Source organism: Brachybacterium endophyticum (assembly GCF_003130585.1).
In the GTDB taxonomy this organism is placed as follows: Bacteria; Actinomycetota; Actinomycetes; order Actinomycetales; family Dermabacteraceae; genus Brachybacterium; species Brachybacterium endophyticum.
On sequence record NZ_QFKX01000002.1, the window covers coordinates 802,858 to 829,060 of the forward strand.

Below are 26,203 nucleotides of genomic sequence, written 5' to 3' on the forward strand. Positions count from 1 at the left end.
GAGGCGGCAGCAGCGCGGTGGGGCAGCGGAAGGACAGGGGACATGGTGGCCACGACGGAGTCGGCTGCGGGTGAGGCTCTCGCGAGCATCGAGGACCTGCTGCGCCAGGGGGACGCCGAGCGCCTCGGCACGCGGATCCAGGCGCACGCTGCCCACGTCGCGGAGGCGGAGTGCCGCCTCCTCCTGCTGATCGGTGAGTTCGACGCCGGGGAGGGAGTGCGCTGGTACGTCGGCCTGAAGTCGACGGCGCACTGGCTGTGCTGGGCCTGTTCCATGTCGCCCGGCGCCGCGCGCGAACACGTGCGTGTGGCGCGGGCACTGCGAGAGATGCCGCTGACCGTGCAGGAGTTCTCCCGGGGCGCCCTGTCGTACTCGAAGGTCCGCGAGATGACGCGTGTCGCCGCCCTCGTCGACGAGGCCGTGCTGGTCGGGATGGCACGGGAGATGACGGCATCGCAGCTGGCACGCACCATCAGCTCGTTCCGCGCGGATCCCGGCTCGCGGATGAGTCAGGATGCTCGCCGAGAGGCCTCCTGGCAGGTCCGGAGCGATGGCATGGTCGAGATCCGTGCTCTGCTGCCCGCCGAGCTGGGCGCCGAGGTCGTGACCGCCCTGGACCTCGCCCTCCAGCATGACGAGAGCACCGACGATGACGAGAGCTCCCGGAGTCACGACACGACCCCGGAGGCCTGGGATCCGACCAACAGCTCGATGCTCGAGCAGCGACGGGCCGACGTCTTCGTCGAGCTGGCGCGGGCCTATCTCGATGCCGGGCCGCAGGATCGCTCCGGGGAGGACCGACACCTGGTCCTGGTCCATGCGACGCCGGACATGCTCGTGGAGCAGTCGCCGACGGAGTCGGACGAGGGGAACCGGCCCAAGGGATGCGCCGAGATGCCCACGACAGCGGGAACGGGGCGCTTGGTCCCCGAGAGGGATATGACACCCCGGGAGCGAAGTGACGTTCCCGCGGGAACGTCCGCCGGCGGCAGTGGCGTGCGCGGCTCCTCGCCGTCATCGCCCGACGCGCCCGTGACGTCGACACGCTCCGCAGGCACGCCGAGGGACCGCTGCGGCGTGGTGGGGCTAGGGCCGCTCGAAGCGCGCACCGCGCAGCGCTTGAGCTGCACGGGGAGAACGGCTCTGCTGCTCACCGACCATGACGGGGAGGTGCTGCATCTGGGGCGGAGCCGTCGTCTGGCATCTCCGGCGCAGCGTCGTGCGCTCCGCGCCACGCAGCGCACCTGCCAGTTCCCCGGCTGTCACCAGGTGCGGCACCTCGATGCCCACCACCTCGTCCCGTGGAGTCAGGCAGGTGCCACAGACATCGACAACCTGGTCCTGCTCTGTCGCCGCCACCACGTGATGGTCCACGAGGGAGGTTTGTCTCTGCACCGCACAGACAGCCTTGTCGGGCCTCACGACGTCGAGATCTCCCCGCTGTTCGCGGACGAACTCTCCCCGCGCTTCGTGGTGCGCGACGATCGGGGCCGGCCCGTTCAGGCCACCTGGCCGCCGATGCTCGAGAACGCCTGCACGAGCCCTCTCGCTGCCGAGCATCCTTTACGCATCGAGGATGCGCAGCACCCACCGATGTCCTGGGGAGAGGGGGACACGAGGATCGCTCCCACCACGGGCGGCTTCGGCTTCTCACTCGACGGCGCGGTCACCGGCCTGTGCCAGTCGCCACCACCGCGACCGGCCGCGCAGGAGCGCGGGGAGGACCCCACGGGCGATTCCCGCCCCGACGCCGCCTGAACGAGAGGCCCGGGCGGATCCGCGCAGGAACGAGGGCCAGGTCAGGAGTGGGGCCAGGTCAGGAGCGAGGGTCCGTGAAGGAACCGCGCAGCCCGTCGGAGTCGCTCTCGTCCGGGATCTCGTCAGCGCTCTCACGGGGCGCAGCACTCTCACGGGGTGCAGAGTTCTCGTGGTGCGCTGCCCTCTGAGACCGCGGGGCGTCATCGGGTGCGACTGCGCCCTCATCACTGGCGCCCGCATCCCCGAAGCCCTCCGATTCGAAGCCCTCCGGCTGGATGCGCTCCGAGCCGACGTGCTCCGGCTCGAAGTGCTCCGACCCGTCGCCGACGTGCTCAGCGCCCTCATCCTCGTGCGCGTCCAGGGACAGGTAAGCGGACTCGGCCTCGTCCTTGGCGAGCTGGGAGATGTCGGACTCGAGATCGCGCAGCATCCCGCGAGCGTCCTCGATGATCACGTCGTCCTCGGCCTCGATGCCGTGCAGCAGCCAGTCCACGACGGCGAACTCGCCGACGGCCTGGGCGCGCTCGAGAAGGCGGGGATGGGCCGGCTCACCGAGGTGCCCGCGGTAGGAGGACATCAGGGCGTCGAAGGAGTCCTCGTCCAGGGCGGAGGCCAGCCAGGCGAGATCGTCGGCCGGATCACCGATGCGCGCTGAGTCCCATCCGCGCACGCCCGTGATCTGCGAGTCGCGGAAGAACAGGCTCTCCTCGGAGAGATCGGCGTGGATGAAGACGGGCTCGAAGTCCCACAGGGCGTGGTCGGCCAGCAATGCATCCCAGCGCTGCACGACGGCGGTGGGAAGCGTCTCGAGCTCCTGGGCGCGTGCGATCTGGACGCGGTGGGACTCCCGCAGCGCCTGCGCGGTGAAGGATTCCGCCCCGAAGGACTCGGCCACACGGGCCGGGACGCGGTGGATACGCGAGATGACCTCGCCGAGCGATGCCGCCAGGTCCCGATCGCGCTCCAGGCGGTCCAGCAGCAGCGGTGATCCGGCATGGACGTCGGTGACGGCGGCACGACCGCCCTCGCCCAGCTTGACCGAGCCCAGTACCGCCGGGACGAGATCGCCCAGGTGGTGCTGGGAGAGAGCCGCGGAGATGCTCAGCTCCTTCTCCAGCCGCACCCCGCCGGCGGTGCTGCGGGGGCAGGTGACGAGCACCCGACGCCCGTCCTGCCCGATCACTCCGGCGACGTCGACATCGTCCTGAGGGGTCGGGATCGCGACGGTCCGCTCCGGCTCGAAGCCGGGGACCGATGCGGCGGCGAAAGCTGCCAGGGAGTAGGAATTGCGAGGCACGGAACCACCGTACCCGGCATGCGGCTGGGAGCTGCGTCGGGACACACGGCGGAGCTGCCGTCGGACGAACCGATCCGGACGCCCGGCACGGGACATGCGCCACGCGCCTACGCTGAGGGCATGGTGCGAGTGCGTGGACCCCAGCTGCAGACCCCTCTGACGCGGCACGACCTGGATCGGGACGCCCTTCGTCGTGCCGACGATCACGTCCTGGACCATGGTGAGGACGCGATCTATCTCGTCACCCGAGCGGGAGCGGCCAGCATGCTCGCGGACCGCGACGGCCACCTGGTGCCGGCCCTCGAGATGGAGGATCCCCGCGAGCACCAGCCCGCCCCGGCCGTCTATCTCGGCATGCGCGAGGGCAGGCGGCTGATCGCGGTGGAGACGTCCGAACCCAGCGCCGAGCTCGACGATCCGGGACGCGACCTGCGGGATCTGCGGCGCGTGGTCGGCGACCTCTCTCCCGAGGACGCCGCGGTGTGCGTGGCCGCGGCCGCGATGGGGTCCTGGCACCGCTCGATGCGCCACTGCCCGCTGTGCGGGGCCCTGCTCGCGCCGACCATGGGCGGGTGGGTGCTGAAGTGCACCGAGGACGGCACCGAGCACTTCCCGCGCACCGACCCCGCCGTGATCATGGCGGTGCGCGATGCCCAGGACCGCCTCCTGCTGGCCCGCAACGCGAGCTTCCGTAGCGGCTTCCACTCCGTCCTCGCGGGATTCGTGGAGCCGGGGGAGACGATCGAGGCGGCCGTGGCCCGCGAGGTCGCCGAAGAGGTCACCCTGGATGTGGACGAGGTGGAGTACGTGGGCTCGCAGCCCTGGCCCTTCCCTCGATCGTTGATGCTGGCCTTCCGGGCCTGGGTGGCCGGCGGGCCGGAGATCGTGATCGGTGACGGCGAGCTCGCCTCGGCCCGCTGGTTCGGTCGCGAGGAGCTCGCCGCCGCGGTGGCTGCCGGTGAGATCCAGCTGCCCCATTCGACCTCGGTCGGACGGGCGCTGGTGGAGGACTGGTACGGCGGACCGATCGACGACGTCTGATCCTCCACAGCGCCCGCTCGTTCGTCCCCGCGCGCTGGCAGACTGAGGGACGATGACCGCGAACCACCCCGACGCCCGCACCGCCCCGGCTCCCGAGGCGACCCTCGATGCTGCTCCGTCCTCCTCCGACGCCCCCGGTCCTGTCTCCGCGGAGGCGATCCTGGAGGCTCTGGACCCCGAGCAGCGGGAGGCCGCGCGCAGCTTCGGTGGTCCGGTGTGCGTGCTCGCGGGCGCCGGCACCGGCAAGACCCGGGCGATCACTCATCGCATCGCCTACGGGGTGACGACAGGGACCCTCAACCCTCGCCACGTGCTCGCGGTGACCTTCACCGCGAAGGCCGCAGCGGAGATGCGCTCGCGACTGCGAGATCTGGGGGTGCCCGCCGTCCAGGCCCGCACCTTCCACGCCGCCGCCCTGCGTCAGCTGCGCCATTTCTGGCCGCGCGTGGTGGGCGGAGCGGTCCCGGAGATCATGCCCAACAAGTACGCGGGCGTGGCGGAGGCGTGCCAGCGCCTGCACATGAGCGTTGACCGGGCGGCACTGCGCGACATCGTCGCCGAGGTGGAGTGGTCCCGCGTCTCCATGCTCACGCCCGAGAGCTATCCCGAGGCCGCGAAGGAGACCTGGCGCCCCGGCGTCGCCGGCTTCGACGCCCGCTCGATCTCCCGCATCCTCACCCAGTACGAGGAGGTCAAGAAGGAGAAGGGTGTCATCGACTTCGAGGACGTCCTGCTGCACATGGTCGGCTTCCTCACCGAGCGCCCCGACGTCGCCCGCGAGGTCCGCGCCCAGTACAAGCACTTCGTCGTCGACGAGTACCAGGACGTCTCCACCCTCCAGCACGCTCTGCTGCGGCTGTGGCTGGGCACTGGCAACGACCTGTGCGTGGTCGGCGATGCCGCGCAGACCATCTACACCTTCGCCGGTGCCCGCGCCTCCTACCTGCTGGACTTCCCGCGGGAGTTCCGCGGGGCGGACGTCGTGCGCCTGGAGCGCAACTACCGCTCGACGCCGCAGATCGTGCGACTGGCCAATCGCGTCCTGGACGGCGCTCGCGGGCGCACCAAGGACCATCGGCTCACCCTGGCCTCCCAGCGGGAGGGCGGGGAGCCGCCTGTGGTCGAGTCCTATCCTGACGACGTCGCCGAGGCCGAGGGTGTCGCCACCCGGATCGCCGACCTGATCGCCGACGGGCGCAGCGCCTCGGACTGCGCCGTGCTGTTCCGCACCAACAGCCAGTCCGAGGCCGTCGAGCAGGCCCTCACGGCTCGGGGTATCGGCTACCTGGTGCGCGGCGGCGACAAGTACTTCGAGCGTCAGGAGATCCGCCGGGCCATGGTCGCCCTGCGGGCCGCCTCCCGCGTCGAGCAGGTCGACCCCGCGCGGGCGGTGCGCGACGTCGTCGGCGGGCTGGGCTGGAGCGCGCAGGCACCGGAGACCACCGGCGCGGTGCGCGAGCGCTGGGACTCCCTGAACGCTCTGGTGTCGCTGACGGACACGATCCTGGGGCGTCCCGGTGCGACGCTCGCAGACGTGGTGCGCGAGCTCGAGGAGCGTGCCGAGGCGCAGAGCGCCCCGACCGTCGACGGCGTCACGCTCGCCTCCGTCCATGCCGCCAAGGGCCTCGAATGGCCCGTCGTGTTCGTGATCGGCGCCAGCGACGGACTGCTCCCGATCTCGATGGCGCAGACGGCCGCCGAGGTCGAGGAGGAGCGTCGCCTGTTCTACGTCGCCCTGACCCGGGCGAAGGACCTGCTGACGATCTCCTGGGCGGCGGCCCGCAATGCCGGCTCCCGGGGCTCGCGCAAACCCTCGCGTTTCCTCGACGGAGCGCTCGAGGGACCCGGCTCCCAGGACTCGGTCGCCACCGCCCAGCCGCGACGCTCGGGCCGCCGCGGCGCGACCGTCTTCACCACCTGCCGATCCTGCGGCAAGGGTCTCGACACCCCTGGTGAGCAGCGCCTGGGGAGGCACACCGCCTGCCCGCCCGCCCACGGCGAGGAGACCCTCGAGAACCTCCGTCTGTGGCGTCGCGGGCGCAGCGCCCAGGCCGGCGTGCCCGCGTACACGGTGCTGACCGATGCTGCGCTCGCCGCGATCGCCGAGCGCGCCCCTCGGAGCGAGGAGGAGCTGCTCGCCGTCCCCGGCGTCGGGGCGGACCGGGCGCGCCGCTACGGCGGCGAGATCCTCGAGATCCTCGGCCGCCGCTGACGTCGTTCTGAAGGCGTGTGCTCATCGCCCTGCTCGCAGGGGAGGCGCACTCGAGAAGCGTCGACGAGACCGCCGCCGGACGGGAAAACTGCAGGTGAAAAAAAGATGCGCCGAAGTGTGGGCCGGCGTGTAGTCTGATCTCGTTATCGTCCACGACGTGGTCCGGGAGACCGGGGCGCGCGCAGAAGAAAGGGGGTGTCGTTGATGACCACATGGAAGACGCAGATCACGCCGATCGGTTTCTCCGGGTTCGACGCCGCCCTCTGCGCGGTGCCCGCTCTCTCGAACGAGCGGGTCTATCGACCCCAGGGGCTGACGGCTTGATCTGATCGGGACTCCGTCTCGATCCGCCGCCCCCGCTGGCGAGAGCGCATGGATGCGCCCGCCGTCCTCGACCACGACGACTTCGAAGCAGCGAGACGATGACCGACGTCCTCACCCGCAGTGACCCCACGACTTCTCCCGACATCCACCACGATGCCGCTCCCTCGGCGACCCTGCCCTGCCAGGACATCGAGGCGGCCGATCTCTTCTTCTCCGAGCGCCCGGCGGACCTCGAATCCGCCAAGCAGCTGTGCGCCGACTGCCCCTTGAAGGCCCTGTGCCTCGAGGGTGCACTCGAGCGTGGCGAGCCCTGGGGCGTGTGGGGCGGGGAGATCCTCGAGAACGGGGCCGTGATCGCGTTCAAGCGCGGACGCGGCAGGCCCCGCAAGAACGCCGCCTGACCCGGCACCGCAAGGGCAGGATCGTGTCCGCACGAGCGAGGGATCAGCAGATCCGACATCCGGCATCCACCCAGACAGCGTCAGGGGCGGCCCACCATCTGGTGGGCCGCCCCTGAGGCATGAGCGCACGGCGCTCAGCGGATGAGATCGCTGCGGATCAGGCCTTGCCCAGGATCCGGTTCAGCTTGGTGCCGCAGACCGGGCAGACGGCCTTGGCCATGCGGCGCTCGTTCGAGACGACGACGTCGCCCTCGGCCTCGCGCTTCTCACGGCACTTCACGCAGTAGAACTCACCGCTGTACTTCTCGTCAGCCATGCTCACTCCTTCTGTTGCCCCCGCAGCCTCGGCGCCGCACGTCACGGCCGGGTCCTGCGAGGTCGTCCCGGCCACTGTACAGAGCATGGCCCTCGCATGAGGAATCGGGATCGTGTGCGCCACGCGGCGCGGAATCCGAGCCGGAACGGTGCCGGGGCAGAGGGGCGGGGGCGGGGGTGAACCCGCCGCGGAGTGAAGAGCCCCGGACAGAGCTCACCCCCGCGACGACGGGGGATCGCGGGGGCGGGCGGAGATGCTCTTCGGCTCTCGTGGAGTCCCGGGGGCGCTCAGCATCGTGTGCACCTTCCCCGTACGCACCATGCTAGTTATCCCGGGACTCCACTGCCGTCCGAACGTAGTATCTGCCCCGTCCGGGGTCAAAGCCGGTCCAGTGGATCCGCTGTGGACAAGTGCCCTTGGACTGTGGACCCCCGGGGGATCAGGGCTCCGCGACTGTGGATCACTCGGGGACCCGCGGGGTCTGGGGAGGACTGACGTGCGCCTTGATCATGCACAGTTGGGGACGACACGATCGTCGAGATTTTTTTCTGAGATCCTGGGCCCATGCCAGAGCTCACCGAGCACGAGGGGATGCGCGGTCCGCGCGGCGAGAGGATCCTCGTGCGCCGTTCGCCGCGTCGGCGTCGCACCGTGTCGATCACCCGTCGCGAGGGCGACCTCGTGGTCTCCGTGCCCGCCTCGTTCGGCGCTCGCCAGGAACGCCACTGGGTGCGCAGCATGGTCGAACAGCTCCAGCGCAAGGAGAACGCGCGCGGCCCAGCGCGCCACGGCGACGATGACCTCATGCGGTTGGCCGAGCGGCTGTCCCAGCAGCACCTGGACTCCCGCGCCAGGCCGACTTCGGTCTCCTGGTCCGGCCGTCAGCGGCAGAGATGGGGGTCGTGCACCTCGAGCACGGGGGAGATCCGCCTGTCCACCAGGCTGCGGACGATGCCGCAGTACGTCCTGGAGTACGTCCTCGTCCACGAGCTGACACATCTGCTCGTGGACGACCACTCCGCGGAGTTCTGGGCGTTCGTGGCGAAGTATCCCCACACCGAGCGCGCACGCGGGTTCCTCGACGGCGTCTCCTACTCCCAGCAGCACGGGCCGATGGACTCCGCGGACGGCACCGAGGACGTGTCCGATGATGGCGTGGTGGGCCTCGGCTGAAGTTGCTCTCCCTCACAGGCGCCCGTGGCGCGCCGCTGGGACGCCCTAGCCGTTCCCGTCGGCCTCGGAGAGCCCGCGGTGCTTCGCCGTCCTCGTGGGGGCAGCGAACTCGTCGAGGTAGGGAGCGAGCCTTGCGAGGATCTCGGCCATGTCCGAAGCCGCATTCTCGGGAAGCGGTACCTGCGGACTGAACCCGGTGGCGGGGAGGCCCGAGTCATCGAGGCTTCCCGGCGTTTCGGTCCTCGGCCACGGAACCCAGATCGGGGCCGGGCCGTCGGGGGACTCCGGGTGCAGTGTCACGTCGGCCGCGTCGCCCTCGGCGCGCAGCACGAACACGACGTCCCAGTGTCCGCCGCAGGTCCCGAAGGTGGAGGCGAGATCGTGCACCTCGAGCAGGGCCGGCCCCGGGCCGACCAGGCTGAGGTCCTGCAGCCCGGTCTCCTCGGCGACCTCGCGGCGTGCCGCCTCCTCGAGCGAGGCGTCCTCCGCCTCGAGATGACCACCGGGCTGCACCCAGCAGTGAGCCTTGCCGTGCCACACCAGAGCCAGCTGCTCCGCCGCCCCGTCGAGGACGACGGCGCTCGCCGTCACGTGCAGCCCACCACCCTCGGCGGCCATCGCGGGCCCGTCGCGCAGCACCGCATCGGGGATCGCCTCGAGCAGGTGCACGTAGTCCGCGCGGGCAGTCGGGTCGATCGCCGCCGTCGACGCCGCGCGCAGCTCCTGCAACGCCCGCTCGGTCAGCGCGGGAGCGCGGCTCATCGCTCGCGCGGGTCCTCGTCCGAGCTGCCGTCGTCGTTCGACGGGCCGTCCTGGTCCGACGAGTCCTCCTCGCCCGAGGCATCCTCCTGATCGGACAGGCCCTGGGCCGACGAGTCCTGGGCCGACGAGTCCTGGCCCGAGGGGTCACCCGCGGCCGGTGCCTGCGTCTCCTCCGAGGCCTTGTCGGCCTCGGAGAGCAGCTTGGCGAGTTCGGCGTCGAAGTCGTCGGGCAGGGTCATCCCCTCCTCGGCCTCCGAGTCCTCCGTCGCCTCGCCGTCCTCGGCAGCGGCGACGGCCGGGGCGTCGGCCGCAGGAGCCTGCGGTCGGCCGCTCAGCACCTCGACATCGGGCAGCAGGTCGGGATGGGCCCACTTCGCGTCGCGGCCCTGCTCGCCCTCGGTCGCCAGCACGCTCGCCCACCAGGCGAGCGCCTCTCGGACACGGCGGGGCCGCAGCTCGATGCCCACGGTCTTGGAGAGCATCTCCTCGGCCGGCGAGCCGCTCGCGCGACGCCGGCGCAGCACCTCGCGCAGGGCGTCGAGCTGGGGGAGCTTGCCGGTCAGCGCCTCGGAGGTCACGTGGTCCACCCACGCCTCGATCAGGGCCAGCGTGGTCGCGAGCTCCTCGAGGGCACGCTCCTGGGAGGCGCGACGGGTGAAGACGAACATCTCGTCGGGGTTGCGGGCCTGCAGCGCCGAGGGATCGGAGAGGTCGAGGTCCCGCACCATCTCGTCGAGGGCGTCGAGATCCAGCGTGATCCCGCGGGCATAGTCCTCGATGGCCGAGTACAGGGCGCGCGGCAGCCACGGAGCGGCCGAGAACAGAGCGGTGTGGGCGAGCTCCCGGGCGGCCAGGAAGATCCGCGCCGCGGGGGCGTCCAGGCCGTGGGACTCCACCAGGTCCGCGACGTTCGCGGCCACCAGGGCGGGGCGACCCTCCGGGCCGAGCGGCAGGGACAGATCGGTGGTGCCGAACATCTCGCGGGCGAGCGAACCGATCGCGTGGCCGAACTGGACGCCGAACATCGTGCCGCCCATCCGCTCCATCATCTGCCCGGGATCGCCGGGCATCTCGATGGGGGAGTTCTCGATCTGCGAGGACATCGCCTCGCCGATGGCGCCGGCCATGTACTTCGCGACGGGCTCGACGATCGACTGCCAGCTGTCCTGGGTGCGGTGCAGCCAGGTGCCGCGGCTCCACACCTCGAGCGGCCGTGCCGGCAGGTCGAAGGTGAAGGAGTCCGCGAGCCAGAGCGCGGCGATGTTGGCGGCCTCGTCCAACTCCTTCACCTGCTCCTCGGTGGGCGCGGGATCGCCCGGCGTGCCCGCGGGGGCGGGGGCGCCCGGGACCTGGACCGACCCCTGGGCGGTGCGTCGCGCGAGGTCCTGCGCGAGCGTCCAGTTGACCGGGCCCTCGCCCTGGGCGTTGAAGACGTGCTGCATCTGCGCGGCGGCGGCCTGCAGCATCGCGGGATCGCTGGGCAGGTTCGCCTGCTTGGCGAGCTCACTGAGGTCCACGCCGTCCAGGGCGCCCTCGGGGATGGCTCCGCCCAGGGCCTCCTCGAGGAAGCGGCGCAGGGCGTCGTCGTCGGGTGTCGGGTTCTGGCTCATCAGGCACCTCCGGATGTGGCCGGCTGCGTCCTGCACGGCGCGGCGCGGCCTGGATCGTCGTCGGATTCAGCGTACCGAGCACCTCACCGCCCGCATCGGGCGGGCTCCCAGTTTCGCTGAGGGCGTCGAGCGCGGGGCCGATGGGTGGGCCGTCGGGTGGGCCGATGGGTGTGAGGGGAGACGGCCCGCCCCGGGCACCGACCGCCCAGCACGGTGCGGCACAATGGCCCGGTGACTCCCACGCCCCCCGAACCGACGACCGACGGTCCTCCCGACCGACGCCCCGGACGCCTGGGACGAGCAGCGCAGTGGATCGGCGGCGATGCCTTCGCCCACCCCCGCCTGGCCGCGGGCAGTCTGCTCGTGATCTGCGCGATGCTCCTCGGTGCGATGTTCGTCCCCGTCCCCTATGTCATCGAGCAGCCGGGCCCGGCGATCGACGTGCTCGGGAAGTACGACGACAAGGACGTGCTCTCCATCGAGGGGCACAAGACCTATCCCACCGACGGCAAGCTGATGATGACGACCGTCTCCGTCGACGGCGGGCCCGGCTACTCGGTCACCCCCGCCGAGGTCGTGCGCGCGTGGTTCGACCCGACACGATCGGTGATGCCCAGGGAGGTCGTCTTCCCAGAGGGCCAGACCCAGCAGCAGACCTCCCTGCAGAACAACGTCCAGATGAGCAGCTCTCAACAGGACGCCGTCGTGGTGGCGCTCCAGGAGCTGGGCATCGACCACGAGAACGCGGTCCAGGTCGCCGGCGTCGAGAAGGGCTCCCCGGCCGACGGCGTCCTCCAGCCCGGTGACAGCGTGCTGACGATCGGGGGCAAGGGCGCGAAGGACGCAGCCGGTTACAAGGAGCTCGCCGCCCGCACGAAGCCCGGCGGGGAGGTCTCGATGCGCATCGACCGCGACGGCACCGAACGCGACGTGAAGGTCCCCACCACCGAGGTGGAGGGCAAGGCCCGCATGGGCATCGTCCTGGACGACGGCTACGAGTTCCCCTTCGACGTGGGGCTGGGCGTGGGCGACGTGGGCGGACCGAGCGCCGGCACCATGTTCGCGCTGTCGATCTACGACGAGCTCACCCCCGGCGCCCTCACCGGGGGCCAGGACATCGCCGGTACCGGCACCATCGACGACAAGGGCGAGGTCGGCGCGATCGGCGGCATCCGCCAGAAGATGGTCGGGGCGAAGGCCGGTGGGGCCGACTACTTCCTCGCCCCCGCCGACAACTGCGACGAGGTCGCCGGCAACGAACCCGACGGGCTCCAGGTCGTCAAGGTCAAGACCTTCGACGACGCCCTGGGAGCCGTGAAGAGCATCGCGAAGCATGACAGTGCGAAGGGCCTGCCCACCTGCGGGTGAATGCCTCGCCCCAGAAGCGGCGGCCCCGAGTGGCGACCGCGAGGAGCGGCCCCGAGCCGCGGACCGATCAGCAATGACCCCATGAGCAGAGACCCCGAGCGCAGGAGGAACCCATGAGCAAGAAGAGGCGAGGACCGGCCGCAGCGGACCCGAAGCGGATCACCGTCGTCTTCGACTTCGGCGGGGTGCTCAGCGCCGGCCATGATCCCGTGCCCACGATCCACGAGCTGCTGGGCGGGGACGTCCAGGAGGTCGGGCGGGCGCTGTGGGAGCACCGCGGCGACTACGACGCCGGGCGCATCGACGCCGGTGAGTACTGGGGCCGGGTCGCCACCGCCGCCGGTGTCGAGGCGCTCACCGAGACCGAGGTGCGCGAGCTCCAGGACGCCGACGACCGCTACTTCCTGCAGCTCGACCCGCGCTCGCGCGAGCTGATCCACGATCTCGCCCGCAACGGGATGCGGATGGCGCTGCTGTCCAACGCGTCGGCAGCCTTCGGGGAGGACGTGCGCCGGACCGACTGGTTCGAGGCGTTCTCCCTCGCCGTGATCTCCGCCGAGGAGAAGGTCGTCAAGCCCGAGACGGAGATCTACCGGATCCTGATGGACGTCCTGGCTCACGAGACCGGGGGAGTGACGCGGCCGGGCGACCTCGTCTTCTTCGACGACCGGGCCGAGAACGTCGAAGCCGCCCGCGCGCTCGGCATCGACGCGCACCTGTGGTCGCGCAACGGCGAGGCCGGCGAGCAGGTCGCCGCCGAGGGCGAGGTCGAGGACCAGGACGACGCGGCAGCGGTCGAGCACGGCGCGATCATGGCGCGCCGCGTGCTCGAGGGGCGCGGGGTCCCGCTCGCCTGATCGCGACGGACTCAGGACCGCGCGGCCCTGCACCTGCGTCACATGCGCCCGGGATCAGGACGCTCGGTGAACGGTGAGCGGGTAACGTGGGGTCGCGCATGGCCGCTCGCTCTCGCCGTGCCCGCCCGCCCGGACCCATCGGTCGCGGAGGGCCCAGGATCACATCAAGTCCAGCCGTCGCAGGCACAGCCGCGTTCCGCGGCGAAACCGACCTTCTACCAGGGAGAACAGCTTGGCAGAGTTCATCTACACCATGTACAAGGCCCGCAAGGCCGTGGGCGACAAGGTCATCCTCGATGACGTCACCATGAGCTTCTACCCGGGCGCGAAGATCGGCATGGTCGGCCCGAACGGCGCCGGTAAGTCCACGATCCTGAAGATCATGGCGGGCCTGGACCAGCCTTCCAACGGCGAGGCGCGCCTGAGCCCCGGCTACAGCGTCGGCATCCTCCTGCAGGAGCCGCCCCTGGACGAGTCCAAGACCGTCCTGGAGAACGTGCAGGAGGGGATGGGCGAGCTGTTCCGCAAGGTCCAGCGCTTCAACGCCATCGGCGAGGAGATGGGCCAGCCCGACGCCGACTTCGATGCGCTGATGGAGGAGATGGGCAAGCTCCAGACGGAGATCGACAACGCCAACGGCTGGGACCTCGACTCCCAGCTCGAACAGGCGATGGACGCGCTGCGCTGCCCGCCCGGTGACGAGAAGGTCACCCACCTCTCCGGTGGTGAGAAGCGCCGCGTCGCGCTGTGCAAGCTGCTGCTGGAGAAGCCCGACCTGCTGCTGCTGGACGAGCCCACCAACCACCTCGACGCCGAGAGCGTGCTCTGGCTCGAGAACCATCTCCAGCAGTACGAGGGTGCCGTCATCGCCGTCACCCACGACCGCTACTTCCTCGACCACGTCGCCGAGTGGATCGCCGAGGTCGACCGCGGCCACCTCTACCCCTACGAGGGCAACTACTCCACCTACCTGGAGAAGAAGGAGGAGCGCCTCGCCGTCCAGGGCAAGAAGGACGCGAAGCTCGCCAAGCGCCTCAAGGAGGAGCTCGAGTGGGTCCGCTCCTCCGCCAAGGGCCGACAGACCAAGTCCAAGGCACGTCTGGCCAAGTACGAGGAGATGGCCGCGGAGGCCGAGCGCACCCGCAAGCTCGACTTCGAGGAGATCACCATCCCGCCGGGCCCGCGCCTGGGCACCAAGGTGATCGAGGCGGAGGACCTGAAGAAGGGCTTCGGCGAGCGTCTGCTCATCGACGGGCTCTCCTTCTCCCTGCCCCCGAACGGCATCGTCGGTGTCATCGGCCCCAACGGCGTCGGCAAGACGACCCTGTTCAAGACCATCGTGGGTCTCGAGCCGCTGGACGACGGTGACCTCCAGGTAGGCCAGAGCGTCAAGATCAGCTACGTCGACCAGAACCGCGAGAACATCGACCCGGACAAGAACCTCTGGGAGGTCGTCTCCGACGGTCTCGACTTCATCCAGGTCGGCAAGGTCGAGATCCCCTCGCGCGCCTACGTCAGCCAGTTCGGCTTCAAGGGTCCCGACCAGCAGAAGAAGGCCGGCGTGCTCTCCGGCGGTGAGCGCAACCGCCTGAACCTCGCCCTCACCCTCAAGCAGGGCGGCAACGTGCTGCTGCTGGACGAGCCCACGAACGACCTGGACGTGCAGACCCTCGGCTCGCTCGAGAACGCTCTGCTGGAGTTCCCGGGCTGCGCCGTCGTCGTCTCCCACGACCGCTGGTTCCTGGACCGCGTGGCCACGCACATCCTGGCCTTCGAGGGCACCGAGGAGAATCCGGCGAACTGGTACTGGTTCGAGGGTAACTTCGAGGCCTACGAGAAGAACAAGGTCGATCGCCTCGGCGAGGAGGCCGCGCGCCCCCACCGGGTGACGCACCGTCGTCTGACGCGCTGACGACTCCTCGTCGCGAGCGTTGACGACGCGGCCACGGCCCCGTTCGCCGAGCACCACGCCCCCTGCCGGTCCCACCGGCAGGGGGCGTGGTGCATTCCGGGACGGAGGGGGAGGAGGAAGAGGAGCGAGAGCGCGACGCGCGGGTCGTCGGGGGTCCCGACCTGCGCCTCGTCCTCCTCGCTCCGCGTCATACTGGTCGGATGCGTCCCCGTTCACCCCTGGTGGCCTACCTGCTGCTCGCCCCCAGCCTGATCGGCGTCACCGCCTTCCTGTTGCTGCCGGTCGCGATCGCGTTCGTCGTCTCCCTGTTCCGCTGGGACCTGATCGGGACCCGGCAGTTCGTGGGTCTGCAGAACTACGCGGACCTGCTCACCGGCGGCGCGCTGCTGAACTCGCTGTGGGTGACGGCCCTGTTCACCGTGATCGCCGTCCCCTGCTCGCTCGCCCTCGGGCTGCTGTTGGCGACCCAGCTGGTGCGCGCCGTGCCGGGTTCGAGCATCGTGCGGGTCATCGTCGTGATCCCCTGGGTGTGCGCGCCGCTCGCGCTCGGTGTGGTGTGGAAATGGATCTTCCAGCCCTCGACCGGGGCGCTGAACGCACTGCTGGGAGTCCGCGTCGAGTGGCTGACCTCGCCGCTGCTCGCGCTGCCGGCGGTCGCGTTCGTCGCGATCTGGCAGCAGGTCGGCTACGTCTCGCTGTTCTTCCAGGCGGGGCTCGCCCGCATCCCCGACTCGATCTACGAGGCCGCTCGCATCGACGGCGCGAGCTCCCTGCAGCGCCTGCGTCACATGACCATCCCGCTGCTGCGCCCCACCACGTTCTTCCTGGCCGTCACCCAGGTGGTCGCGAGCTTCCAGGTCTTCGACATGGTCTATGCCCTCACCGGGGGAGGCCCTTCGCACCGCACCGAGGTGATCGCCTCGTTGATCTACAACCAGGCCTTCGACTCCTTCTCCGTGGGCAAGGCCAGCGCCGTCGCGGTGATCCTGTTCCTGCTGCTGGTCGTGGTCACGGTTCTCCAGCAGCGGTACTTCGGTCGCCGCATCACCTACGACATGAGCTGACGGAGGATCCGATGCACACCCGACGCCTGCTGTCCCTCGCCGCGACCTACGCGGTGCTGGTGATCGCCGCCGTGCTCACCCTGGCGCCCTTCGCCCTGTCGGTGATCACGGCGCTGAAGACACCCCACCAGTTCGTCCAGGACGGGCCCCTGGCGCTGCCCGTGCCCGGCACCCTGGAGAACTTCACGCGCCTGTTCACCACCGCCGAGGGCGGCTTCGTCACCCCGATCGTGGTGACCGTGCAGATGGTCCTGGTGATCCTGGCCGGACAGATGGTGTTCTCGGTGCTCGCCGCCTACGCCTTCGCCCTGCTGCGCTTCCCCGGCCGGGACCTGCTGTTCTGGGTGTACGTCGCCACGCTCATGGTCCCGCAGGTGGTGGTCGTGGTGCCGCTCTACCTGATGATGAGCGAAGCCGGGATGCGCAACACCTTCTGGGCGCTCGTGCTGCCGTTCGTGCTGGGGTCGCCGTACGCGATCTTCCTGCTGCGCGAGAACTTCCGCGGCATGTCCACCGAGCTGCTGGATGCGATGCGGCTCGACGGTGCGGGCACCCTGCGGCTGCTGTGGAGTCTCGTCATCCCGCTGAACCGACCGATCATCGTCACCCTCGTGCTGATCACGGTGGTCACCCACTGGAACAGCTTCATGTGGCCGCTGGTGATCACGTCGGGGCCGACGTGGCAGACGGTGACGGTGGCGACCTCGGGCCTGCAGTCCCAGTACTCGAGCAACTGGACGCTGGTGATGGCGGCGACCACGCTCGCGATGCTGCCGCTGATCATCCTGTTCATGGTGTTCCAGCGGCAGATCACCCGCTCGATCGGCGCCGGCACCCTGCGCTGAGCGCGGACGAGGAACCGAGGGCGCGCCGAGGAGGACCCCCGCCGGACAGGACGGATCGGGGCACAATGGGTCCGTCGAAACGCCCCGCTGGATCCCCGGAAGGACGCCCCATGCTCAGTCGCCGTCACCTGCTCACCGGACTCGCCGCGACCGGAGCCGTCGGCACCGCGGCCGCCTGCTCGCCCTCCTCGGGAGGGTCGGGCGGTTCGGGCGGGAAGGATTCGGGCTCCGGCGACGAGAAGACCCTGACCTTCCGCCTCTGGGACGAGGCGGCCAAGGCCGCCTACGAGAAGTCCTTCAAGGACTTCGAGAAGGACTCGGGCTGGAAGGTCACCATCGACGTGGTCGCCTGGGACGACTACTGGACGAAGCTGCCCCTGGATGTCGCCAGCGGCGAGGCCCCCGACGTCTACCTCATGAACTCCGCGAACTACGTGCAGTTCCAGCAGGCCGGTGACCTGGTCGCGATCGACGACGCCGTCTCCGAGGGACAGGGCTCCTGGGAGAAGGCCGTCGTCGACCTCTACACCCGCGAGGGCAAGCTCTGGGGCGTTCCCCAGCTGTGGGACTCGATCGCGCTGTTCTACAACAAGAAGCTGCTGGAGGCCGAGAAGATCGATCCCTCCGACCTCTCCTTCGACCCCTCCGCGAAGTCCGACCCGCTGCGGGAGGCCGGGAGGGCACTGACGCTCGACGGGGAGGGACGGCACCCCGACGACAAGGGCTTCGATCCCGACTCCCGCAGCCAGTTCGGCTTCAACTCCTCGGCCGACCGACAGGCGATCATCGGGCCCTTCCTCGCCTCCAACGGCGCCGAGTGGGAGGACGACAAGGACAAGTACGCCTTCGCCTCGAAGGAGGGCGTCGAGGTCTTCCAGTACCTGGCCGACCTGGTCAACAAGGACCACATCGCGCCGGACGCCGCCGACACCAACGACAACGGCGACCTCACGCGCGACCTGTTCGCCCAGGGCAAGCTCGCCCTCTTCCAGTCCGGCCCCTACTCCCTGAGCGCGATCGAGGAGGGCGTGGGCGACAGCTTCGAATGGGGGATCGCCCCGATGGTCTCCGGGCCCGCGGGCGCGAAGTCACTGGTGCACGGCGTGGTCGCCGTCGGCAACGCCAAAGCCGAGGACGAGAAGAAGGACGGCATCTCCAAGCTGCTGACCTGGCTGGGCAGTGCCGACGGGCAGCGGCCCCTCGGAGAGATGGGCGTGTCCTTCCCGGGCAACGCCGACGTGCAGGACGCGTTCGTGGACTACTGGAAGGACAAGGGGCAGGACGTCACGCCCTTCATCGACGCCGCGAAGGACCCTGCCCCTGCCGACACGGGCACGAAGGCCAACGCGGGCCTGACCGCGGCGACGCCGATCTTCCAGGAGATCTTCATCGGCCGCAAGAGCGCGAAAAAGGGGCTGCCGGAGGCGCAGAAGGCCGGCAACGACGCGATGTCCTGACCCCGCCCGCCGCCCGGGGCGTGCGCTCGCGCCCCGGATCGCGGAGTCAGCGCCTGTCCGGGCGTGATGCGCGAAGGATCACGCCTCGCGACGTGCGCCGCGACCGGTGCGGATCATGCCCTCCTGGGTGACGGTCGCGACCAGCGACCCGTCGCGCGCGAACATCTCGCCCTGGGTGAGTCCGCGCCCGCCGCTGGCCGAGGGGGAACGCTGCACGTACAGCAGCCAGTCGCCCGCGTCCACGTGCTGGTGCCACCAGATCGCATGGTCGATCGTGGCCATCCGGAGCCCCGGCGTCACCCAGCTCAGCCCCTGACGGCGCAGGATCGGCTCGAAGGGCGTGTAGTCGCTCGCGAAGGCGAGGATCGCGTCGTGGACCAGGGCGTCGGCGCTGATCGGGGAGATCACCCGCATCCACAGCATCTGGGTCTCGGCCGCCGAGCCGTCGGGGCGCAGGTAGATCGGATCGGTGACGTGGCGGATGTCGATCGGTCGCTGCGTCGCCCAGTACCGCGCCACCGGATGTTCGATCCCCGCCACCACCTCGGCCGTCGTCGGCAGACCCTCGGGGTCCGGGGCCTCGGGTGCGCGGTCCTGGTGCTGCAGCCCCTCCTGCTGCTCCTGGAAGGACGCCGTCATCGCCAGGATGGTGCGCTCCTCCTGCGTGGCCAGGACGCGCCGCACCGAGAACGAGCCCCCGTCGCGCAGGGCGTCGACCGTGAAGCGGATCGGCAGCTTCGGATCGCCCGGCGCCAGGAAGTAGGAGTACATCGAGTGGATGCGGCGGGACTCGGGGACCGTCCGGCCGACGGCCACGACCGCCTGGCCCATCACCTGGCCGCCGAAGACGTGCCCGCCGGGCTGCGGTCGGGTGTCGCCCTCGAAGACCGCCGCGCTGCGGGAGGAGGGATCGCCGCCGGCATCCACGGTGCGCAGATCGAGCAGATCCAGCAGGGCCGCGGAGACCTCCGCAGGGGAGGGCGTGGCGGAAGCGGGGTCGTCGGCACCGGTGAGAGGGTCGGACATGACCCCGATGGTACGTCGGCCCGGGCGCTCGGATCCCTACGATGGCCCCATGGCTCATCTCGACATCACAATCCCCGTGCGCTGGAACGATCTGGACGCGTACGGGCACGTCAACAACGCAGCGGTGCTCCGCCTCCTCGAGGAGGCGAGGATCAGCGCGTTCTGGTCGCCGAGCGATGAGCAGGTGGAGCGCGGAGCGGTGCGCCGCCCCTCGCAGTTGGACCTGTTCGACGCGACCGCGCCGCTGCTCACCCTGATCGCCTCCCAGCGCCTGGAGTACCACCGGCCGATGGAGTACCTGCGCGAGGGCGCGCTGGTGAGGCTGTGGGTCTCGCGCACCGGCGGGGCGAGCTTCGACGTGGACTACCTCATCCTGCGCACCGACGACCCCGAGGCCTCCTTCCCCTACGTCAGCGCCCGCACCACGATCGTGGTGGTCGAGCGCGAGCGGGGCCGCGCGACCCGCCTCACCGACGAGGTGCGCGTGCTGCTGGACCAGTACACCGGGGAGCCGCTCGAGTTCCGCAGCTGAGCGGCGAGGGGACAGCCCGGTACCGGCCCGGCCGGGCGGGGGCCCCTGTCACTCGGGGTGCTCCTCGGTCTCGCGGGAGTTCGTGAGGGTCAGGGCCCCTGCTCCCGCGATCAGCCCGACGGCGACCGCGAGGATCCCGAAGACCACCCGCTCCCCGTGGAAGAAGGACTCGACGAGCGCCGGGGACCAGCGGCCCGCCGGCAGGGTGGTGGTCACGAGAGCCGCGATCAGGGTGCCCACCACGGCGGTGCCGATGCTGGTGCCGATCTCCTGGGCGGTGTCGTTCATCGCGGCGCCGATCGAGGTGCGGTCCTCGGGCATCCCGCCGATCAGCGCGACCGCTCCCGTGGTCATCACGATCCGCAGACCGAAGGACATCACGACCATCGAGACCGCGATCGGCAGGTAGCCGTGGCCGACGCCCCAGGCCATGCCGCCGATGCCGAGGGCGAGGCTCGCGGCCCCGACCAGGCACGCGATCCGATGCCCGGAGCGGGCGACGAGCTTCTCCGCCAGCGGCGAGGCCAGGATCATCGTGAGGATCATCGGCAGGTTCGCCAGCCCCGCGACCACCGGTGTCCAGCCCAGGGCGAACTGGAAGTGCATGACCAGGGCGAACATGACTCCGGCCATCGCGATGGAGGTGCCGACCTGTGCGATCGCGGCTCCGCGCACGGTCGCCGTGGACAGCAGACGCAGGTCGAGCATCGGGGAGTCGGCGCTGCGCTCGCGCAGAACGAACAGGGTCAGGGCGAGCAGACAGCCGATCACGCAGCCGATGGTGGCCGCGGAGAGCCACCCGTTCTCGACCCCGCTGGTCAGGGCATAGCAGCCGGATCCCATCGCCGCGATGCTCAGCACCGACCCGGGGAGGTCGAGACGCTGGGTGGTGAGGTCCTCGGAGCGGTCCGGCGCCACGCCCGAGCGGACCCCGATCCAGGCCACCAGGGCGATCGGGGCGTTCACCAGGAGCAGCCACTCCCACCGCACATGGGCGAGCGCGGTGCCGCCCAGCAGCGGGCCGAGGATGAAGCCGCTCATGCCCACGACCATCATCACGGTGATCGCCCGCATCCGCACCACATCGTCGGTGAAGAGTCGGAAGACGAGGGAGTTGGTGATCGGGGCCATCGCGGCGGCGGCGAGACCCAGGGCCGCCCGTAGGGCGATCAGCTCACCCGTGGTCTGGACGAATGCGACCAGCAGGCTGAGCGCGCCGAAGACCGCGAGGCCGACCAGCAGCACGCGCCGACGGCCCAGGCGATCGGCCAGGGACCCCGCCGTCAGCAGCAGCCCGCCGAAGGTCAGCGAGTAGGCGCTCGTCACCCACTGCATGTCAGTGGTGCCGCTGCCCAGGTCACGGGCGATCGTGGGCAGGGCGATCTGCAGCAGGGTGTTGTCGACCATCTCCACGAAGAACGCGAGGCACAGAGCGAGCATCGGCAGCCAGGCGGCACGCAGGGACGGGTACGTACGGGACGGCGCCGGGGCGACGGGCTCCCGGAGCGTCGGGGCAGTGGTCATCGGGATCTCCTTGTCGAACACCGTTCGAGAATAGAACGCTGTTCGATAAGGTAGACCTGGAGGGGTCGGAGCGCAACGGATCAGGAGGGATCGCCCATGGCTGGTGCATCACAGGGACGACGGCGGGCCGTGCACTCCCTGGAGGCCGTGATCGGCGAGGCGATCGCACTGCTGGACGAGGCGGGGGAAGGCGCGCTGACCTTCCGCGCTCTCGCCTCCCGGCTGGGTGGGGGCGTCGCGAGCATCTACTGGTACGTCTCCAGCAAGGACGAGTTGCTGGACCGGGCGACCGACCAGGTGGTCGTCGACCACCTCGAGCGCACCGAGGACCTTCCACGCGCCGCGGACCCCCTCGCGGGCCTCCGGGAACTGGCCGTCGCACTCTTCGACGACATCCGACTGCATCCGTGGATGGGGAAGTACATGATGCGCGACGCCGAGGCGCAGCCCCACGTGATGATCGCCTACGAGCGCCTCGGCGAACAGGTGATGCGGCTGGACATGAGCCCCCGTGACACCTTCCACGCCGTTTCGGCGGTGCTCGGGTTCGTGATCGGGACGGCCATCGACCTCGGACAGGAGCCGCCGGCGGGTGCCGACCTCGCAGCGGGTGATCGCGACAGCGGGCTGGAAGCCTACGCCGAGACCTGGAGGGCCCTGGACCCCGAGAAGTTCCCCTACATCCACCTCATCATCGAGGAGTTCGTGGGGCATGACGACGCCGTGCAGTTCCGCGCCGGTCTCGATCTCATCCTCGAGGGGCTGCGGCGCACGAGCGCGGGGGAGCCGGGCGCGGACGACTGAGCGCGGCCTGCGGGGCGCGCTCGGCGCGACCCGGCCCGTTCGGTCGACCCGACCCGTTCAGTCCAGGTGGGCGGGGATCGACCCGTCGGGCATCGGCGCCTCGCCGCCGTCGACGGTGTTGACCATCGAGTGGGCCGCGCGCTCGAGGTAGTCCCACAGGGTGTCGGCGAGCATCGGGGGCAGCTCGAGGGAGTCGACGGCATCCTTCATGTGTCGCAGCCAGGCATCACGGGCGGAGGGGGAGACCGCGAAGGGGGCGTGGCGGATGCGCAGGCGCGGGTGGCCGCGGGTCTCGCCGTAGGTCTTCGGCCCGCCCCAGTACTGCTCGAGGAACATCCGCAGACGTTCCTCGGCCGGCCCCAGGTCCTCCTCGGGGTACAGCGCCCGCAGCTCGGGGTCCTCCGCGACGCCCTCGTAGAAGCGTCGCACCAGGCGCACGAAGGTCTCGTGGCCGCCGACGGCCTCGTAGAAGGTCTGCTGCGGTCCGGAGCCGGAGCCGGAGCCGGAGCCGGAGCCCTGGCCAGGACCGGAGCCGGCGGGCGTGAGGGGGATGGTCATCGATCACTCCGAGGTGGTGACGGGAGGGGACGTGCGGAGGAGAGGGGGAGCAGGACGAGGAGTGCCGACGCCGGGCGGACCGGGTCAGCTAGTCTCGCTGAAGCGGGGGAGCGCGAAGTCGATGTCGGCCTCGCGGAAGGCCAGGCGGATGCGGCGGCGCAGCTCCATCTCCACGGTCCACTGCTCGCCGGGCTGGACACGGGCCACGACGCGGCGCTGGTAGTGGGCGGCGTCCACGCCGAGCATGCCGCTGACGGAGACCGCCCCCAGCAGCAGCTCCTTCCAGTCCTCGTCCTCGCTGATCTCCCGGCCGACGGAGTCCAGGACCTCGGTGACCTTGGCGTCGTCCGCGGAGGGTTCGATGTCCAGGACCACCACGGCGTTGGAGAAGCCTCGGGACATGTTGCCCACGCGGATCACCTCGCCGTTGCGGACGGTCCACAGCGAGCCGTCGAGCGCGCGCACCTGGGTGGTGCGCAGGTTGATGTTCTCCACGGTGCCGCTGGCGTACTCGATGTCGACCACGTCGCCCACGGCGACCAGGTCCTCGAACAGCATCAGCACACCGGAGACGACGTCCTTGATGATGTTCTGCGCGCCGATGCCCGCAGCCAGTCCCAGCACACCCAGGGAGGCGATGACCGGGGCGATGTTCAGGCCCAGCTGGTCCAGGATCATCACGATGGCGACGGCCCAGACCACCATCCGCAGCAGGTTGCGGGCCACGTTCGACAGGGTTCTGGCGCGCTGCTCGCGGCGCGCCTGGGCCGCCTTCGCCGAGCGCTGGTCGCGCTTGACGACGGCTCCCGCGAAGGTCGAGATCTTCGTGGAGGAGTCGATCATCGTGCGCACGAACCGGTTGATCAGCCACGAGCCGACGGCCGTGGCGATCGTGGCGACCAGCAGGATCACCACGATCCGCACGCCGTGGGTGGTCAGCCAGCCCACGAAGGCATCCATGAGCGATTTCGCGTCGTCGGCCGGCGCTGCGAGCGTCGGCACCAGGTCGTTCAACGGCATGGGGCCGACCCTAGTGGCCCGACCTCCGTGCTGACAGGGGAGGAGCGATGCAGGTGGCTCACACCCGCCGGACCCTCGCACGCGTGGATCGCACGGCCTGCACGACCAGCAGCGTCACGAGGTACGCCCCGCCCAGGACCACCGTGACCATCCCCACCGGGACGGCCTTCGGGAGGAGCTGCTGGGAGGCGAGGTCGGCCGTGGTCAGCAGCAGTGCGCCGGTGAGAGCTGCCGGGAGCAGCGGCGTGCCGGGGGCGCGCACGAGCAGTCGGCCGATCTGCGGCGCCGAGAGCGCGATGAACGCGATCGGGCCCGCCACCGCCGTGCACACCGCGACCATGGCCACGGCGATCAGCAGGATCGCGCGGCGTACCCGCTCCACGCGCACCCCGTGGACGGCCGCGATCTCGTCGCCCAGCTCCAGCTGATGGATCGCGGGCACGACCGCCAGCACCGCCGGCACCAGCAGCGCGAGCACGAGCAGCGCGGGGGCGAGCGTGGGCCAGGCCAGCAGATCGAAGGAGCCTGCGCCCCAGATGCTGGCGGCCATCGCGGCCTCGTCGCCCGCGCGCAGCAGCAACAGGGTGTTCACGCTCGAGAGCATCGCCGCCACGGCGATCCCGACGATGATCAGGCGGAAGCCCTGGATGCCCTGCCGGTAGGCGAGCAGGTACACCACGATCGCCGCACCGAAACCTCCGAGCAGCGCCCCGCCGGTCTCGCCCAACGAGGCCGCCGCGCGGATGAGGGCGCCGTCGGAGGCGCTGATCCCGCCGGTGCCCAGCACGAGCGTGGTCAGCAGGACCCCTGTGTAGGAGCCCGTGGAGAAGCCGAGGACGTCGGGCGAGCCCAGGGCGTTGCGGGTGAGCGTCTGGAAGATCGCACCGGAGACCCCGAGAGCAGCGCCGAAGGCGAGACCGGCCACCACGCGGGGCAGCCTCCATTCCTGCACTATCAGGGCGCGCGGACCGTTCCCGGCGAGCCCCTGGAAGAGCTCCCCGAGCGTCCCGTGGGGCGTGGTCGACCACAGCACGGACGAGCTGCCCAGGTAGAGCGCGAGCAGCGCGAGGGCGAGGGTGAGGGCCGCGAGGCCGAGCAGCACCACGGTGTTCCGTGCGGGACGGGGCGACCGTGCGGGGTGGGAGCGGCGAGGAGTCACAGGGCGCTCGCCCCCGCCCGTCGGACCAGCCAGATCAGCACGGGCGCGCCGATCACGGCAGCGAGGATTCCGGTGGGGACCTCGCCCGGCCAGAGCACGAGGCGTGCGAGGACGTCGGCCACGAGCATGTCCCCCGCCGAGATCGCCATCGCCAGGGGCAGCAGGCGGCGCTGATCGGGGCCGACGATCCACCGGGCCACGTGCGGAGCCATCAGCCCGACGAAGGAGATCGGCCCCGCCATCACGGTCGCCGAACCGGCCAGCAGCGTGATCGCCAGGACCATCAGGACCCTGGTGCGGGTGAGGTGGACGCCTCCGGCGACCGCCAGGTCGTCACCCAGGGCGAGCGCGTTCATGGCAGGACCGAGCAGGAGCCCCAACCCGACCCCGACCACCAGGAACGGCAGGGCGGGGAGCACGAGCGACCACCCGCGCTGTGCCAGGTCGCCGCTCTCCCACACCAGCAGTGCGGAGAAGCGCTGGGGGTTCGTCAGCCGCATCGCCGAGGTGATCCCGGCGAGAACCGCTCCCAGCGCGACACCGGCGAGCGTCAGGCGCTCGGGGGAGACGCCGCCGCCCGCGGTGCCCACGAACCACACCGCGACCGTCCCGATGAAGGCGCCCAGCAGGGCGCACCACACGAAGCCCGACGGCGAGGTCACTCCCACCACGGTGATCGCGAGCGCCACGGCGAAGGCCGCTCCCGCGTTCAGGCCCAGGATCCCGGCCTCGGCCATCGGATTGCGGGTCAGGGACTGGATGAGTCCTCCGGCGAGCCCCAGTGCGGAGCCCGAGAGCAGGGCGATCACCGTGCGCGGGCCGCGCAGGTCGCTCACCGCGGAGTAGTCCTGGACGCTCATCCTCAGCGCCGGTGCCCGCTGGTCGGAGCCGCCGTGGCCGAGATGGGTCGCCGCGTCGGTGAGCACGCGCAGCACGGTGCCCGGCGGCACGGGCCGCGAGCCGATCGCGAGGGAGGCGACGCACAGGGCGAGCAGGACCAGGAACAGCGCGATGATCATCAGCAGCGGGCGACTGCCGGACCTGATCATGGGGCCTCCGGGCGGGGACGGGCTGGGCGTGCGGACGCGTCGATCATGACGGATGGATGCTGACACTTCGGCGCCGATGTGACGTGCAGTAAATCTGCTGCCGAGCCGTTGGCGTCCAGCTGAGGTGAGTCTAA

General features: G+C 70.6%; 23 protein-coding genes. 13 read left to right on the forward strand and 10 right to left on the reverse strand.

The annotated features are described in order from the left end of the window. Positions 1-42: 42 nt before the first annotated feature. A complete protein-coding gene (locus tag DEO23_RS07975) occupies positions 43-1,758 on the forward strand; it encodes an HNH endonuclease signature motif containing protein (protein WP_165831765.1) in 1,716 nt (571 codons plus the stop codon). A gap of 58 nt (positions 1,759-1,816) precedes the next feature. Here DEO23_RS07975 and DEO23_RS07980 read toward each other — a convergent pair whose 3' ends face one another. After that, the gene (locus tag DEO23_RS07980; RefSeq protein WP_109275431.1) at positions 1,817-3,055 is read right to left on the reverse strand and encodes a phosphotransferase; all 1,239 of its coding nucleotides are present in this window, start codon (positions 3,053-3,055) and stop codon (positions 1,817-1,819) included. A gap of 120 nt (positions 3,056-3,175) precedes the next feature. Here DEO23_RS07980 and nudC point away from each other — a divergent pair, with 120 nt between their 5' ends. The 3 genes from nudC to DEO23_RS07995 all read left to right on the forward strand — a co-directional run bounded on the left by nudC (position 3,176) and on the right by DEO23_RS07995 (position 7,033). Further along, entirely contained in the window at positions 3,176-4,096 is a 921-nt protein-coding gene (nudC, locus tag DEO23_RS07985) for an NAD(+) diphosphatase (protein WP_109275432.1), read from the forward strand. Between the two features lie 52 nt (positions 4,097-4,148). Further along, positions 4,149-6,308 carry an ATP-dependent DNA helicase UvrD2 gene (locus DEO23_RS07990; protein ID WP_109275433.1) on the forward strand — a complete coding sequence of 720 codons (2,160 nt, stop codon included), beginning with the start codon at positions 4,149-4,151 and terminating at the stop codon, positions 6,306-6,308. A 422-nt stretch (positions 6,309-6,730) separates the two neighbouring features. Further along, positions 6,731-7,033: a WhiB family transcriptional regulator gene (locus DEO23_RS07995; RefSeq protein ID WP_109275434.1), complete on the forward strand. Its 303-nt coding sequence runs from the start codon at positions 6,731-6,733 to the stop codon at positions 7,031-7,033. A 157-nt stretch (positions 7,034-7,190) separates the two neighbouring features. On the opposite strand, the gene DEO23_RS08000 is transcribed toward DEO23_RS07995, so the two are convergent. Beyond that, the gene (locus DEO23_RS08000; RefSeq protein ID WP_109275435.1) at positions 7,191-7,349 is read right to left on the reverse strand and encodes a DUF5679 domain-containing protein; all 159 of its coding nucleotides are present in this window, start codon (positions 7,347-7,349) and stop codon (positions 7,191-7,193) included. A gap of 564 nt (positions 7,350-7,913) precedes the next feature. Between DEO23_RS08000 and DEO23_RS08005 the strand changes: the two genes are divergently transcribed. Next, positions 7,914-8,522 carry a M48 metallopeptidase family protein gene (locus DEO23_RS08005; RefSeq protein WP_109275436.1) on the forward strand — a complete coding sequence of 203 codons (609 nt, stop codon included), beginning with the start codon at positions 7,914-7,916 and terminating at the stop codon, positions 8,520-8,522. 45 nt (positions 8,523-8,567) lie between these two features. Here DEO23_RS08005 and DEO23_RS08010 read toward each other — a convergent pair whose 3' ends face one another. After that, entirely contained in the window at positions 8,568-9,284 is a 717-nt protein-coding gene (locus DEO23_RS08010) for an NUDIX domain-containing protein (RefSeq protein WP_276309443.1), read from the reverse strand. Beyond that, a complete protein-coding gene (locus DEO23_RS08015; protein WP_109275437.1) occupies positions 9,281-10,894 on the reverse strand; it encodes a zinc-dependent metalloprotease in 1,614 nt (537 codons plus the stop codon). The genes DEO23_RS08010 and DEO23_RS08015 overlap by 4 nt, the downstream gene beginning before the upstream one ends. A gap of 231 nt (positions 10,895-11,125) precedes the next feature. On the opposite strand from DEO23_RS08015, the gene DEO23_RS08020 reads away from it, so the two are divergent. The 6 genes from DEO23_RS08020 (at position 11,126) to DEO23_RS08045 (ending at position 18,397) form a co-directional block, all read left to right on the forward strand. Beyond that, complete coding sequence (locus tag DEO23_RS08020) at positions 11,126-12,262, forward strand: YlbL family protein (RefSeq protein WP_240613289.1); 1,137 nt, start codon at positions 11,126-11,128, stop codon at positions 12,260-12,262. A gap of 113 nt (positions 12,263-12,375) precedes the next feature. Next, entirely contained in the window at positions 12,376-13,119 is a 744-nt protein-coding gene (locus DEO23_RS08025; protein WP_109275438.1) for an HAD family hydrolase, read from the forward strand. A gap of 232 nt (positions 13,120-13,351) precedes the next feature. After that, positions 13,352-15,031 carry an energy-dependent translational throttle protein EttA gene (gene ettA / locus DEO23_RS08030; RefSeq protein ID WP_109275439.1) on the forward strand — a complete coding sequence of 560 codons (1,680 nt, stop codon included), beginning with the start codon at positions 13,352-13,354 and terminating at the stop codon, positions 15,029-15,031. A gap of 200 nt (positions 15,032-15,231) precedes the next feature. Continuing rightward, on the forward strand, positions 15,232-16,095 hold the full coding sequence (locus tag DEO23_RS08035; RefSeq protein ID WP_109275440.1) for a carbohydrate ABC transporter permease: 864 nt from the start codon (positions 15,232-15,234) through the stop codon (positions 16,093-16,095). Between the two features lie 11 nt (positions 16,096-16,106). Continuing rightward, a complete protein-coding gene (locus DEO23_RS08040) occupies positions 16,107-16,940 on the forward strand; it encodes a carbohydrate ABC transporter permease (protein ID WP_109275441.1) in 834 nt (277 codons plus the stop codon). Positions 16,941-17,050: 110 nt separating this feature from the next. Then, positions 17,051-18,397, forward strand: coding sequence for an ABC transporter substrate-binding protein (locus DEO23_RS08045; protein WP_109275442.1), 1,347 nt, complete (start codon positions 17,051-17,053; stop codon positions 18,395-18,397). A 78-nt stretch (positions 18,398-18,475) separates the two neighbouring features. Here the strand turns inward: DEO23_RS08045 and DEO23_RS08050 are convergent, their stop codons facing one another. Beyond that, positions 18,476-19,423 carry an acyl-CoA thioesterase gene (locus tag DEO23_RS08050; protein ID WP_109275443.1) on the reverse strand — a complete coding sequence of 316 codons (948 nt, stop codon included), beginning with the start codon at positions 19,421-19,423 and terminating at the stop codon, positions 18,476-18,478. Positions 19,424-19,472: 49 nt separating this feature from the next. Here DEO23_RS08050 and DEO23_RS08055 point away from each other — a divergent pair, with 49 nt between their 5' ends. Beyond that, positions 19,473-19,955, forward strand: a complete 483-nt coding sequence (locus DEO23_RS08055; RefSeq protein WP_109275444.1) for an acyl-CoA thioesterase — start codon at positions 19,473-19,475, stop codon at positions 19,953-19,955. Between the two features lie 48 nt (positions 19,956-20,003). Here DEO23_RS08055 and DEO23_RS08060 read toward each other — a convergent pair whose 3' ends face one another. Continuing rightward, positions 20,004-21,479, reverse strand: a complete 1,476-nt coding sequence (locus DEO23_RS08060) for an MFS transporter (RefSeq protein WP_109275445.1) — start codon at positions 21,477-21,479, stop codon at positions 20,004-20,006. A 96-nt stretch (positions 21,480-21,575) separates the two neighbouring features. Between DEO23_RS08060 and DEO23_RS08065 the strand changes: the two genes are divergently transcribed. Beyond that, entirely contained in the window at positions 21,576-22,283 is a 708-nt protein-coding gene (locus tag DEO23_RS08065; protein WP_109275446.1) for a TetR/AcrR family transcriptional regulator, read from the forward strand. A gap of 57 nt (positions 22,284-22,340) precedes the next feature. Here DEO23_RS08065 and DEO23_RS08070 read toward each other — a convergent pair whose 3' ends face one another. From DEO23_RS08070 to DEO23_RS08085, 4 genes are all read right to left on the reverse strand, one after another. Further along, the gene (locus DEO23_RS08070; RefSeq protein WP_109275447.1) at positions 22,341-22,841 is read right to left on the reverse strand and encodes a globin; all 501 of its coding nucleotides are present in this window, start codon (positions 22,839-22,841) and stop codon (positions 22,341-22,343) included. 84 nt (positions 22,842-22,925) lie between these two features. Beyond that, positions 22,926-23,861, reverse strand: coding sequence for a mechanosensitive ion channel family protein (locus DEO23_RS08075; RefSeq protein ID WP_109275448.1), 936 nt, complete (start codon positions 23,859-23,861; stop codon positions 22,926-22,928). 58 nt (positions 23,862-23,919) lie between these two features. After that, complete coding sequence (locus tag DEO23_RS08080) at positions 23,920-24,966, reverse strand: FecCD family ABC transporter permease (protein ID WP_240613290.1); 1,047 nt, start codon at positions 24,964-24,966, stop codon at positions 23,920-23,922. Positions 24,967-25,016: 50 nt separating this feature from the next. After that, positions 25,017-26,069: a FecCD family ABC transporter permease gene (locus DEO23_RS08085; protein ID WP_205678895.1), complete on the reverse strand. Its 1,053-nt coding sequence runs from the start codon at positions 26,067-26,069 to the stop codon at positions 25,017-25,019. Between the last annotated feature and the right edge of the window lie 134 nt (positions 26,070-26,203).